Annotated in this window: 11 protein-coding genes and 1 pseudogene; 8 read left to right on the top strand and 4 right to left on the bottom strand. The window is 34.4% G+C overall.

Annotation, left to right across the window (positions count from 1 at the left end; genetic code table 11):
• Positions 1-67 precede the first annotated feature (67 nt).
• Both ASC72_RS19960 and ASC72_RS19955 read right to left on the bottom strand, forming a co-directional pair.
• Complete coding sequence (locus tag ASC72_RS19960; protein ID WP_056195034.1) at positions 68-1,027, bottom strand: GSCFA domain-containing protein; 960 nt, start codon at positions 1,025-1,027, stop codon at positions 68-70.
• A gap of 100 nt (positions 1,028-1,127) precedes the next feature.
• Positions 1,128-1,907, bottom strand: a complete 780-nt coding sequence (locus tag ASC72_RS19955; protein ID WP_056195031.1) for a hypothetical protein — start codon at positions 1,905-1,907, stop codon at positions 1,128-1,130.
• A gap of 286 nt (positions 1,908-2,193) precedes the next feature.
• On the opposite strand from ASC72_RS19955, the gene ASC72_RS19950 reads away from it, so the two are divergent.
• The gene (locus tag ASC72_RS19950; RefSeq protein WP_056195028.1) at positions 2,194-3,939 is read left to right on the top strand and encodes an ABC transporter ATP-binding protein; all 1,746 of its coding nucleotides are present in this window, start codon (positions 2,194-2,196) and stop codon (positions 3,937-3,939) included.
• A gap of 97 nt (positions 3,940-4,036) precedes the next feature.
• On the opposite strand, the pseudogene ASC72_RS19945 reads toward ASC72_RS19950, so the two are convergent.
• Both ASC72_RS19945 and alaS read right to left on the bottom strand, forming a co-directional pair.
• Positions 4,037-4,413, bottom strand: a pseudogene (locus ASC72_RS19945) (GxxExxY protein).
• 117 nt (positions 4,414-4,530) lie between these two features.
• On the bottom strand, positions 4,531-7,167 hold the full coding sequence (alaS, locus tag ASC72_RS19940; RefSeq protein ID WP_056195026.1) for an alanine--tRNA ligase: 2,637 nt from the start codon (positions 7,165-7,167) through the stop codon (positions 4,531-4,533).
• A gap of 264 nt (positions 7,168-7,431) precedes the next feature.
• On the opposite strand from alaS, the gene ASC72_RS19935 reads away from it, so the two are divergent.
• From ASC72_RS19935 to ASC72_RS19905, 7 genes are all read left to right on the top strand, one after another.
• On the top strand, positions 7,432-8,409 hold the full coding sequence (locus ASC72_RS19935; RefSeq protein WP_056195023.1) for a peptidoglycan DD-metalloendopeptidase family protein: 978 nt from the start codon (positions 7,432-7,434) through the stop codon (positions 8,407-8,409).
• A 47-nt stretch (positions 8,410-8,456) separates the two neighbouring features.
• Positions 8,457-8,789, top strand: coding sequence for a MerR family transcriptional regulator (locus ASC72_RS19930; RefSeq protein WP_026985753.1), 333 nt, complete (start codon positions 8,457-8,459; stop codon positions 8,787-8,789).
• A gap of 41 nt (positions 8,790-8,830) precedes the next feature.
• Complete coding sequence (locus tag ASC72_RS19925) at positions 8,831-9,418, top strand: LemA family protein (RefSeq protein ID WP_056195021.1); 588 nt, start codon at positions 8,831-8,833, stop codon at positions 9,416-9,418.
• Between the two features lie 86 nt (positions 9,419-9,504).
• Positions 9,505-9,942, top strand: coding sequence for a TPM domain-containing protein (locus ASC72_RS19920; RefSeq protein WP_056195019.1), 438 nt, complete (start codon positions 9,505-9,507; stop codon positions 9,940-9,942).
• 3 nt (positions 9,943-9,945) lie between these two features.
• Entirely contained in the window at positions 9,946-10,782 is an 837-nt protein-coding gene (locus ASC72_RS19915; protein ID WP_056195016.1) for a YgcG family protein, read from the top strand.
• An 80-nt stretch (positions 10,783-10,862) separates the two neighbouring features.
• Positions 10,863-11,276, top strand: a complete 414-nt coding sequence (locus ASC72_RS19910; protein ID WP_056195014.1) for an Rrf2 family transcriptional regulator — start codon at positions 10,863-10,865, stop codon at positions 11,274-11,276.
• A 246-nt stretch (positions 11,277-11,522) separates the two neighbouring features.
• On the top strand, positions 11,523-14,072 hold the full coding sequence (locus ASC72_RS19905; RefSeq protein WP_056195012.1) for a TonB-dependent receptor: 2,550 nt from the start codon (positions 11,523-11,525) through the stop codon (positions 14,070-14,072).
• The last annotated feature ends 21 nt before the right edge of the window (positions 14,073-14,093 follow it).

The following is a 14,093-nucleotide window of genomic DNA, read 5'->3' as shown; positions in this document are numbered from 1 at the left end:
GACAAATAATCATTATCCTACTTCTAATATTTTGCCACAAAGGCTCTAAGACACGAAAAATTTGTTTTTAAAATTTAATATTAGGCCATCTTTCTCCCAAAGACTTTATTTTTTGCTGAAGTTTAGCAAGGAATTTTTGATGTTGTTCTGATTCTGGATTGAAGCTTCGATGACGCAGGCTTTTTTGAATTTCATCTACTTCCTGCATTAGAGAAATGCTTTCTTCCGAAATATAATTTTCACTGAATTTATGCCAGATGTAATCTATTGCCACCTGATTTGGGTGCAACATATCTTCTGTATAAAAGCGATAATCTCGCAGTTCATCCATCATTATTTCGTAAGAAGGAAAATAGTTATGAGTTATGAGTTTTGAGTTATGAGTTTTTAGAACCTGATGAACTGCCGTAAATAAGTGCGATTTACTTAGTTGGTTTTCTGCGAAGCCGTCTTTGATGTGGCGGACTGGCGAAATGGTAAAAATGAGGTTTATACCTGGATTTAAAGTCTGAATTAAATCGATTGTATTTTGAATGCTTTTTTGAATGACATCAACCGGCAATAATTCTTTTGAGAATTGTTTTTGTGGTACTTTATGGCAATTGGCTACGATTTCTTCACTTTGTAGATTTCTATAAATCCAGGACGTTCCATAAGTGATAATAATGTGCGTTGCTTCTTTTAATTGCTTGTTGGTTTCAGAAATCGCTTTATTTAAAGTTTCAAGTAGTTCCTGTCGATCTGAATTGCTTAAATCAGAATGCACTTCATAAGAATGCCAGCGTTCGTTATGAAAGAAAACGTCTTTTTCTGTAAACCAGTTTTCATTAACCGTTCTTTCAATTACTTTCTCAATCGAAACCGGATTGAAGATTATCCCAAATGGATTTGTTTCATTCTGAAACTTGAAATAATCGAATTTATCAGCCATGTTTTCTGCAAAACAAGAGCCAAAAGAAAGCACTTTCGAATTATAATCGATCGGATTATTAGATTTTGATAGTGGGATTTGGGTTCTGAATTGCATAATTTTTTATTCAAAAATACAGTTTAAAAACCATTTATAGATTAAAAAATCCCAATCAGCTATTATTGTCGATTGGGATTTTATATTAATTATGAAAAAATTAATAAGTAAATTCAAATTTTTCAGAATTTTTGGCATCTCCAACAAATATTTCAGTAAGAAAATTATTTGCATTGTATTTGTTAGTAGCAGTCAAGGTTTCCGTATGAGTAACTTTTCCAGTGCTATCATAACTTACCGTAGTGGTAGTTAGCTCATTATTTGCAGAATAAAAATCAAAAGTTTCATCTAAATTCAACAAAAGTTTTACTCCGGTTACATTTGTAAAAGGACTTTTTTTATCATCAAATGTACTTGTGATTTTGTCTCTCTCTCCATTTATATATTCAGAAGAAACTATGTTCCCATTTGAAAAAGTATAAAGTGTAGTTGTATCATATTTAATTTCCACCTTATTGCTTATTTCAGACTCGTTTGCGTTAACTGTTCCGTTTGCGTTATAAACGAAAGTCAATTTTTGCTGAGGACTAGTACTAAAGGCTTTAGTAGTAATTTTAGAAACTAATTTTCCGTTTTCATATGCATAAACATCTGTAGAGTATAAAACACTTGATCTATACAACTCAACTTTAGTTATAACATCGCCTGTATAAGTATAAACAGATCTTGAAGCATCAGAAAGCGCAATATCTTTCAACTTATTTCCGTCGTAAGTTATAGTATAAGTAATACTACCTGACTGTCCATTTTCAACAGTTGTTTCAACCATTTTTTTTGGTAATAATGTTTCAGATGCTACATCAGTCGATGAATCATCACTAGAACAAGAAGTCATCAGTGCGATTGATAAAGCACCAAAAAGGCATAAAATTTTTTTCATTTTGATTAGGTTAAATTTGTAATTACTGCAAACGTAATACAACCCAAAATCAAAACCTTACGGAATTCCACAATCAAAACATATAATAATTTAAATACTTCTTAATACATTAAAGCTAAGCAGCATAGGCAAGTTAAGTATTTTAATAAAAAAAATAAATATTCAAACTTAAAGAAAATGCTGGCGGTTCACCATTTAAAAAAATTACATTTATAATAACATAAATCAACTTCACTAACTAAAACTATTCCTTACTTTTGCATCTTCCATAAACTAAAATTCACTTATGAAATTATTATATTCTTATATAATCAAACACAAAATGCTTTTGTTTTTTGCTTTGATTATGGCCTCTATAAATATCTGTTTCAGCTTATCTGACTCTATTATTACCGGTAAATTAATGCAGGATTGCGGTGTTGGATTGCACAAATATGCTGGAAATGAAATCGGTTTTATTAAATCTTTATCATTCTGGCTTGGGCTTTCACTTGGGGCCGCAATGGTTTCCAGAATTACCAAAAATTTTCAGGATTACTTCACCAATGTCGTTATTCAGCGAACGGGAGCGCAAATGTATACAGACGGAATCAAGAAATCCCTTGATTTGCCTTACGCCGAATTCGAAGACCAACGTAGCGGTGAGACTTTGAGTAAACTAACCAAAGTGCGTTCTGATTCTGAGAAATTAATTACGCTTTCTATCTCTTTGATTTTTCAAACCGTAATCGGATTCATATTTGTTATTCTCTACGTTGCCCGAATCGATTATCGAATTTCTCTTATCTTTTTAGTTACTGCTCCAATTATTGCTTTGGTAAGTTCGTATTTGGGAAAAAAGATTAAAATTGTTTCTAAAAAAATCGTAAATCAAACTAATGCTTTAGCGGGTTCAACAACAGAGAGTTTACGAAACATTGAGCTTGTAAAAAGTCTTGGATTAACCTATCAGGAAGAAAAACGTCTGAATTTAAACACTTTTAAAATCCTTCATTTGGAATTGGAGAAAATCCGTTTTATCAGAAGTTTGAGTTTTATTCAGGGAACAACGGTTCATTTTTTAAGAACCTGTGTGGTTTTTACTTTATATTATTTTTTATTTGGAGGAAAAATTATTGTGGGTGATTTACTGACCATGGTATTTTTTACCTTTTTCATTTTTGGACCTTTACAGGAATTGGGGAATTTCATCATCGCTTTGAATGAAACCAAAGTTTCTATGGAAAACTTCAAAACTTTATTGAGTGCACCAAAGGAATTTCGCCCAAAAAACCCAAAACATGTTGGGGCGATTCAGTCATTGCTTTTTTCGAATGTAAGTTTCAAACATAAAACTGCTAAATTCAAAGCGGTTGAAAATATTAATTTTGAAATCAAACAGGGAGAAACCATTGCATTTGTTGGGCCATCAGGCTCCGGAAAAACAACTTTAGTAAAATTATTGGTGGGATTATATACGCCTGCTGAAGGTCAGGTTCTGTATAACGAAATTGATTCAACTGAAATTGATTTATTAGATTTAAGAAAACAATTAGGTTTTGTAACGCAGGATGCACAATTATTTTCAGGAACGATTCGTGAGAATTTATTGTTTGTAAAACCAAATGCAACTGACGACGATCTATATGATGCCCTAAAAAGAGCAAGTTGTGAAAAATTATTAAGACGTGCCGAAGATGGCTTAAACACCACCATCGGTGAAGGCGGAATTAAAGTTTCCGGTGGAGAAAAACAACGTTTATCAATCGCCCGAGCTATTCTACGAAATCCAAATTTATTGATTTTTGATGAAGCAACTTCTGCATTAGATTCTATTACTGAAGAAGAAATTAACGCAACGATTCGAAATATATCAGACAAGAACAGAATTACCGTTTTAATTGCACACCGCTTATCGACAGTAATGCATGCCGATAAAATATTTGTTTTGGAACAAGGTAAAATCATCGAACAAGGAAAACACGAAGATTTAATTCTGGAAAAAGGTTTGTATTATGCTATGTGGCGTCAGCAAATTGGTGAGCGTAAATAATTTTTTTTATTAATCTCGCAAAGACGCAGAGTCGCAAAGTTTTTTTAAGCTTTGCGACTTTTCTTTATCTATAATTTAAGTTTTTAAGTTGAGATGTCTAAAGATTAGAAACTACTCTTTTGATTCCTAATTTGATGATTGGTACATTAAAGTTAATTAGTAGACCTAATTTCATTTTTGTGATTTTAAGATACGTCAAAACTTGTTTTGCGTGGATGTCCGTAATTCGCTCGATTGACTTATCTCTAAAATAACTTTATTTTCAACTATCAAATCGGATCTAAATCCGATATCTAATTGAATTCCATCCCAAAGTACCGGCAATTGTTTATGTCTTTCCACTGACACCCCCCTTTTTGTTAATTCATGATATAATATTGACTCATAAACAGATTCTAATAATCCTGGCCCAAGCTTCACATGTATTTTATAACAAACATCAACTACAATAGCTGAAATCTCATTTTCTGTCATTTTGTTTTTTTACAAAACCAAGAAAAAACCTACAATATAGTTGCATTTAATAAAAAAGTCGCAAAGCTTAAAAAAAAACTTTGCGACCTTGTGTCTTTGCGAGATTAAAAACAGTTGCTACTTCACAAACTCAACTGCCTTACCCAAAGCCTCAGCAATCCCAGCAGCATTTTTACCTTTTCCAGAAGCGAAGAAAGGCTGTCCTCCTCCATTTCCTTCAATATACTTTCCTAATTCTTTGATTACTGCATTTGCATTTAAGTTTTTAGCTGTAACCAATTCTTTAGCGATATAACAATGAATATTTGGTAATCCATCTTCTATAGAAGCTAAAAACACAAATGAATCTGCTTTTGAACTTCCTAAAGCTGATGCCAAATCCTTAGTCGATGCCATGCTTAAATCTACTTGTTTTGCAAGGAAATTTACGCCGTTTATTTGTTGGAAATCTTTTTCTAGTTCTGATTTTAAAGCGCCAATTTTTTCTTTTAATAATTGCTCAATCTGTTTTTTCAGTTTCGCATTATCGTCTTGTAAAGAAGCCACAGATTTTAAAATATCCTGTGGATTTTTAAGTGTTTCTTTTATTTCGGATAAAGTATTTTCCTGATTTTGATAGAAGTCTTTTACTGCATCACCAGTAATCGCTTCAATACGACGGATTCCAGCGGCAACTGCACCTTCAGAAATGATTTTGAAATGCCAGATTTCTGCCGTGTTTTTCACGTGAATTCCACCGCAAAGCTCTTTACTTTCACCAAATTCAATCATACGGACATTATCTCCGTATTTCTCTCCAAATAAAGCCATTGCACCTTTATCTAATGCCTCCTTAATTGGAATATTTCTGTGTTCTACTAATTGTAATTGTGCTTCAATTTGCGCATTTACACTTGCTTCAACCTGACGTAATTCTTCATCTGAAACTTTAGAAAAGTGCGAAAAGTCAAAACGCAAATAATTCGGATTTACCAATGAGCCTTTTTGCTCTACGTGAGTTCCCAGAAGGTTTCTTAAAGCCAAATGCATTAAATGCGTAGCAGAGTGATTTTTAGAAGTTGAACCTCTTAAATCGGTATTTACTTTTGCTACAAAACCAGCTTCAATATTTTCCGGCAATTGTTTTGCAAAATGCAAAATCAAATTGTTTTCTTTTTTAGTATCAATAATTTCAATCGTTTCGTTTGCAGAAACTAAAGTTCCTTTATCTCCAACCTGACCTCCGCCTTCTGGATAAAATGGCGTGTTGTCTAAAACGATTTGATAAAGAATTCCATCTTTTTTAGAATCTACTTTTCTGATTCTGGTGATTTTTACTTCGTTTTCTGTTTTATCATAACCCACAAATGTTTCAACATTTCCGGGAATTAAAACGGACCAATCTTCAGTTGAAACTTCAGATGCAGCGCGTGAACGATTTTTTTGTTCCTGCATTGAGGCATCAAATTCTGTTTCATTGAAAGACATATTTTTCTCTTTCAAAATCAAAGCTGTCAAATCTTTCGGAAAACCAAAAGTATCATACAATTCGAAAGCTTTTGCTCCTGAAACTTCTGAACCTTTTGTTTGTGCAATTACATTATCTAATAATTGTAATCCCTGATCTAAAGTTCGTAAGAAAGAAGCTTCTTCCTCACGAATTACATTGGTAACCAATTGTTGCTGCGATTTGATTTCCGGGAAAAATTCTCCCATTTGATTTGCCAAAACTTCTACCAGTTTATTGATAAAAGGCTCTTTTGTACCTAAAAATGTAAATCCGTAACGAATCGCACGACGTAAAATTCTACGAATTACATAACCAGCTCCCGTGTTTGATGGCAATTGTCCGTCAGCAATTGCAAAGGCAACCGCACGAACGTGATCCACCACAACACGAATGGCAATATTGGTTTTATTTTGTTCCTCTGAGATATTTTTTATTTCATCAGAGGTATATTTTAAACCTGTAATTTGCTCTACTTTTTCGATAAGTGGTGTAAAAACATCAGTATCATAATTGGATGTTTTTCCCTGCAATGCCATACACAAACGCTCAAATCCCATTCCGGTATCAACATGTTGTGCGGGAAGTTTTTCTAAAGAACCGTCAGCTTTACGGTTGAATTCCATAAATACATTATTCCAGATTTCAACTACTTGCGGGTGATCATTGTTTACTAAACTTTTTCCAGAAACTTGTGCTTTTTCTTCTTCAGAACGTAAATCAACGTGAATTTCAGAACAAGGCCCGCATGGTCCCTGATCTCCCATTTCCCAGAAATTATCTTTTTTATTTCCAAGGATAATTCGGTCTTCATCAATTAAAGTTTTCCAGATATCCCACGCTTCCTGATCAAAAGGAACATTATCTTCCTTGCTTCCTTCAAAAACAGAAACATAAAGATTTTCCTTTGGGATTTTATATACTTCTGTCAATAATTGCCAAGCCCAGTTGATCGCTTCTTTTTTGAAATAATCTCCAAAAGACCAGTTACCCAACATCTCAAACATGGTATGATGATAAGTATCAAAACCTACATCTTCAAGATCGTTATGTTTTCCTGAAACACGAAGACATTTTTGTGTATCGGCAATTCTTGGGCTTTTTGGAGTTCCGTTTCCTAAAAAATATTCTTTAAACTGGGCCATTCCCGAGTTATTGAACATTAGTGTTGGATCGTCTTTAAGAACGATAGGAGCCGATGGAACAATTAAGTGTCCATTGCTTTTAAAAAAGTCTAAAAATTGTTTACGTACGTCTTGTGATTTCATATTTTAATTAAGAAATGTGATAATTTGATAATGTGACAAAAAATAAATGTGCCAATTTGATAATGCGGCAATTAGATAATTTAAAACTAAATTGATAGTCGAAAACAATAAATTACCTACTTAATACATTATCTAATTATCTAATTGACTCAATTATCTAATTGTTTTTTTAAACTTGAAAAAAAGAATCGAACAACTGAAACATTTACTAAATTTGTTCGACTAACTTATTTTACAAGCTGCAAAAATAGGGTATTTTAAAATATGGCGAAAGTAAAATATTATTACGACTCAGAAAATCTGGCTTATACAAAAATAAAAACCAGAAAAAGTGCGAAAATTGGCTATGGCTTACTGTTTTTGCTGGCCTCGGCGCTGTTTGGTTTTATGGTTTTTATTCTTTTAATCAACACACCTTATTTTGAAACGCCAAAAGATCGTTTGCAGGCCCGTGAAATTGAAAATTTGAAATTGCAATACGCCATTTTGAATAAAAAAATGGATGAAATTGATGCTGTAACCGAAGCCTTGGAAGACAGGGACAATAATATTTACAGGGTTTATTTCAATAAAACAGAAATTCCGGATTCTATCAGAAAAGCTGGATTTAGAGATCCGAAAAGGTATAAAGATTTAGAAGGTTATAACAATTCACAATTGGTTTTGAATACCACAAAACGAATTGACAAACTTTCGAAAGAACTGGCGATTCAATCGAAATCATTGGATGAAATTTTAAAACTGGCCAGTGTAAAAGGAAATTTATTATTGGCCATTCCGGCAATCCAGCCTGTTCAGAATGAGAATTTAAAACGTGTTGCTTCTGGTTTTGGATACCGAATTGATCCTTTCACGAAAGTGCGAAAAATGCACAATGGAATGGATTTCACCGCCAACACCGGTTCTCCGGTTTATGCCACAGGCGATGGCGTTGTGGCAAGAGCGGATAATTCGGCTTCCGGATTTGGAAATCACGTTGTAATCAGGCATGGTTTTGGTTATGAAAGTTTGTACGCGCATTTAAGCAAATACAACTGCAGGCCCGGGCAAAAAGTAAAAAGAGGCGATGTTATTGGTTATGTGGGAAGTACCGGAAGATCTGAGGGCCCGCATTGCCATTATGAGGTTCATAAAGATGGAAAAGTCGTGAATCCGCTGAATTTTTATTACGGTAATATTTCGGCTGTAGAATATGTGGCTATTTCACAAATGGCGAACCAGGAAAACCAGTCATTAGATTAATACTTTAAAAAGTGTTATTTTTGGAATAAAATAGAAAATTAAAAAACATGCATATTGAGCTTTCAAAGGATAAAAGATATTACAGCATTGGCGAAGTAGCCAAAGCTTTTAATGTCAATGCGTCATTGATACGGTTTTGGGATAGTGAATTTGATATTTTAAAACCAAAAAAGAATGCCAAAGGCAACAGAATGTTTACACCGGAAGATATTACCAACCTGCAATTGATCTATCATTTGGTTAAAGAAAGAGGTTTTACATTAGAAGGTGCAAAAACACATTTAAAAGAAGGACAAAAGAAAACATTAGATAAATTCGAAATAATACGTAAATTAGAGACCATAAAAACACAATTAAACGAAATTAAGAACGAATTATAATAATAAATCAAAAACTAGAAATAAACTTAAATTAAATACACATGAAAAGATTTTTGCCTTGGATTATTGGAGCTGTTGTTATTTTTGTAATCTACAGCTGGGTTAAAGGAATTAACAATACTGCTGTAACATTAAATCAAAGTGTAGAGCAATCTTGGGGAGATGTTCAAACCGCTTACCAAAGACGTAATGACCTTATCGGAAATTTAGTAAATACTGTAAAAGGTGCCGCTGATTTCGAAAAATCAACTTTGACAGCTGTAATCGAAGCTCGTGCAAAAGCAACAAGTGTAACGGTAGATCCATCTAATATTACACCAGAACAACTTGCTGAATTCAACAAAGCGCAAAGTGGTGTGTCTTCTTCTTTATCAAGGTTATTGGTTTCTGTTGAGCAATATCCAACGCTGAAAGCCAATGAAAATTTCCTGAAATTGCAAGACGAATTGGCCAGTACTGAAAATCAAATTTTAACGGCAAGAACACGTTTCAATGAAGCTGTTGCTCCTTATAACAATCACATCAAGACATTCCCAAATAGCTTATTTGCTGGTATGTTTGGTTTCAAAGAAAAAGCATATTTTAATGCGGTTGAAGGTGCAGATAAACCAGTTGAAGTAAAATTCTAAAAAAATAATATTTTTGGTTAATGATTTTAGGTTTCAGGTTTAGTCTGAAATCTATAATCTGAAATCTAAACTCTAAAATAATTTCAATGTCACAAGTAGAAGATTTTTTATCCAAAGAAGAAGAACAGGCAATTGTTGAAGCTATTCGCGTGGCCGAAAAAAACACTTCTGGCGAAATTAGAGTACATATAGAAAAAACAACTTCTAAAGTTCCTTTTGACAGGGCTTTAGAAGTTTTTTATGAATTAAAAATGAATGAAACCCAACAACAAAACGGGGTTTTATTTTACTTTGCCGTTGATGATAAAAGCTTTGCGATTTGCGGAGATAAAGGCATAAACGATGTTGTATCGGATGATTTTTGGGATTGTACCAAAGACAGAATGGTCGAACAATTTAAAGCAGGAAACTTTAAGCAAGGGATTGTTGATGGTATTTTGAATGCCGGAGAACAATTAAAAAAATATTATCCGTGGTCTGAAGAAGACACTAATGAATTATCTAACGAAATCTCAAAAGGATAAATAATGAAAATTTCCAGAAACAAAATATCAAAGTCAAAAGGAATTTTTACATTATCCTTTCTCTTAATAGCCTTTTTTACCACCAATTGCATTTTTGCACAATTTACAATTCCGGAGAAACCAAGTTTACAGACTTCGGTTTATGATTATGCCAATATTTTAAGTTCTACTGAAAAAGCACAACTGGAAGAAAAACTAGTTCGCTATTCAGATTCTACTACCACTCAGATCGTTATTATAACTATTGAAAGTTTAAAAGGAGAAGATGTTAGTCAGTTAGCTACAAAATGGGGACAAACCTGGGGAATTGGTGGAACTGCAAAAGACGATAATGGTGTTGTAATTTTATTGGCAAAAAATGAGAAAAAAATTGCCATTAATCCCGGATATGGAGTTGAAGATCGTTTAACGGCGGGAATTGGCGGAACCATAATTCGAAATATTATTATTCCGGAGTTCAAAGCAGGAAGTTTTTACAACGGACTTGACAAAGGAACGGATGCTATAATTGATGTTTTTAAAGGAAAATTTAAAGGCGAAAGAAAACAAACCAAAGGAAAAAGTTTTCCGATATTACCTTTCATTGTAATTGTTGTAATTGTATTAATTTTACTGTCTCGAAACAAAAGAGGCGGTGGAGGAAATTCTGGCAACAACGGCGGAGGCCCTAGTCTGATGGATGTAATTCTACTGAGTAGTCTTGGCAGAAGCAGCGGAGGCGGATTTGGTGGTTTCGGCGGAGGATCATCAGGAGGTGGTTTTGGCGGCGGAGGCGGTGGCTTCGGTGGAGGATTTGGCGGAGGCGGATTCTCAGGAGGAGGTTCTAGCGGAGGCTGGTAGCTTTTTTTTCAGGTTTTATTTGTTTCAGGTTTCAAGTTAAAATTCATAATTCACAATTTATAATTCATAATTAAAGATAGATGTTATCACATAAAGCAAAATACGCCCTTAAGGCCTTACTTTATTTAGCAGAACAAGACGAAAATCACATTTCACGAACGATAGAAATTGCTGATGGCGCCAACATTCCTAAAAAGTTTTTAGAACAAATTTTATTGGATCTAAAACGAGGACGTTTTGTGAGTAGTAAGCAAGGAAAATTTGGCGGTTATTATCTGATAAAATCCAAAAATGAAATTACTTTGGCCGAAATTCATCGTTTATTTGACGGTGCAATTGCGCTTTTACCTTGTGCTTCTTTAAACTTTTACGAGCCTTGCTCCGATTGCAAAACCGAGTCTGAATGCAGCCTGCGTCACGGTTTACTTCTTATAAGAGACAAAACTTTGAAGGCAATGGAAGGGATTACTATCGCTTCATTAGTAAAGAAATAAAAAAATATTCCCTAAACTCTATAGGTTTAATAGAATTTGTATATATTTGCCAAAAATAATTAACAAATCATTTACAAATTTTTAACCCATGAAAGTACATTCCAGTAAATCAGGTGTATCAAAAAATCTTTTGCAAAACAATTATAGTCAATTCACAACTGTGAAAAACAATTCATTTATGATGTGTCTGTGTTGGTAAAAAAAATTTAATTTAAATTCTACTAATTACATATACTTAATATAAAAATGAAAAATCTATATAAAATATCACTAACAAGTATCTTTTTACTATTAGCCTTTACAACATCTTACGCACAAAATATTGAAGGTGTCGTAACAACTACAGAAAATATTCCATTAGAAGCAGTTAACGTTGTTATCAAAGGAACAACCTTCAGCACTGCTACAGATCCGAGCGGGAAATTCTCAATTGATACCAAAGGAAAACTTCCAGTAACAATTCTAGTTCAATATGTTGGTTACAAAACCACAGAAATAGAACTTAACGCTATTCCGGCAACGCCATTACTAGTAACATTAAAAGAAGAAAATGAACTTGTAGAAGTTGTGGTTTCTTCAAGACGCCGAATCGAAAAAGTTCAGGATGTGCCCATTGCAATTTCTGTTATTACAGGAAAACAGGCGGAACAAACCGGAGCTTTTAATGTGAATCGTATTAAAGAATTAGTGCCTTCTGTTCAGTTATATTCATCAAACCCAAGAAATACCGGAATTAATATTCGTAGCCTTGGTTCTCCATTCGGATTAACAAATGACGGAATCGATCCTGGTGTTGGTTTCTATGTTGATGGTGTTTATTATGCACGTCCGGCTGCAACAACGCTGGATTTTATAGATGTAGAACAAATTGAAGTATTACGTGGGCCACAAGGATCTTTATTTGGTAAAAATACCACTTCAGGAGCTTTTAACATTACCACTCGTAAACCAAGCTTCACCTCAGGAGCTGATTTTGAAGTAAGCTACGGAAACTATAACTTTTTGCAGGCAAAAGCTTCGGTTACTGGAGCTTTAGGCAAAAAAGTGGCGGGGCGTCTGTCCTTTTCAGGAACACAACGTGACGGCTTAATTGATAATGTAGTTACGGGAAGACCAACAAATACTTTAAACAATCAGGGAATCAGAGGTCAATTACTTTGGACGCCAACAGTAAATACAAATATTATTTTAGCAGCAGATATTACAACACAACGTCCAGATGGATATGCGCAGGTTGTAGCAGGAGTTGCTCCTACTCAAAGAGCTGCTTACCGTCAGTTTGATGCCATTATTAAAGATTTAAACTATCAATTGCCAAGTTTAAATGCCTTTGATCGTAAAATTGATCACGATACGCCATGGCGCTCAGGACAAGACATGGGAGGTATCTCACTTAATATTGACACCAAAATTGGAGGTGGAACACTTACCTCTACAACAGCCTGGCGTTTTTGGAACTGGGATCCATCAAATGACAGAGATTTTACAGGATTGCAAGTATTAGCTAAATCACAAAATCCTACCAGACAAACACAAATTACACAAGAAGTACGTTACGCAGGACAGCTTACTGAAAAAATAAGCGGAGTTGCAGGTGTATTCTTCATCGATCAAACGTCTCAAACAGATGGTACAGAAGAATCTGGAAATGCGCAATGGAGATTTGCACAAAGTACAACCAGCAACTTATGGAAAACTCCGGGTCTTTTTGAAGGATACGGAATCAAAACGGATGCGAATATCAGAGCTTCAAGTGCGGCAGTATTTGGTCAATTAGATTGGGCTATTACAGATCGTTTACATATTTTACCAGGTTTAAGATATAACTTCGATAAAAAAGACGCGCATTATGCCCGTACAACATACGGAGGTCTTCAAACAACGGATCCTGCCTTACTGGCTTTGAAAAAATTGGTTTATTCAGATCAGGCATTTGACTCTAGTACTGACAATACCGACTTTTCGGGAAACTTAACCTTAACGTTTAAAGCATCTGACAAAATTAACGCTTATGCAACGTATGCAAAAAGCTACAAGCCAGTTGGTGTAAACGTTGCGGGATTACCAACAAATGCACAAGGACAGCCTTTGCTTGAGCTCGCGGTAATTAAACCGGAAAAAGTAAATCATTACGAAGTGGGAGTAAAAACTTCTCCTTTTAGAAATTCAATATTCAATTTGGCTTTCTTCAATACAGAAATTAAAGATTTCCAAACAAACGTTCAGGCAGCTGAATTAGGCGTAAACCGTGGATATCTTGCCAATGCAGACAAAGTACGTGTAAGAGGTGCTGAATTGGATGCTAGTTTTGTAGTGAATCAACACTTAACAATTAATGGAGCCGCGACTTACACTGAAGGTACTTATGTTAAATTTACAAATGCACCGCTTCCGTTAGAAGAAACAGGAGCTCCGGTAGCCTTTAAAGATGTTTCAGGAACCGATTTACCTGGTGCGTCAAGATGGGCAGGATCTTTAGGCGGAGAACTTTCTGATCAGGCAAAATTCTTTGGAAATGCTGGTAAAATTTTCTTAGGTCTTGATTCTTACGCACGTTCTGAATTCTCATCAAGCCCTTCTGCTTCAAAATATTTAGTAGTTCCGGGTTATGCGATTTTCAATGCTCGTTTAGGTTTCCGCGCCGCTCAGGGATTATCAGTTCACTTCTGGGGACGTAATTTATTAAACAAAGATTACTACGAACAATTATTGCCTGCCGGAGGAAACACTGGACAATACGCTGGTGTAATCGGAGATCAAAGAACGTATGGAGTTACATTGAAATATTCCTTATAAGAAATTAATTAAAGTCAAAAT

It is taken from the genome of Flavobacterium sp. Root420, from assembly GCF_001427905.1.
Lineage (GTDB): Bacteria > Bacteroidota > Bacteroidia > Flavobacteriales > Flavobacteriaceae > Flavobacterium.
This window is presented reverse-complemented; position numbering and strand designations above follow the sequence as displayed.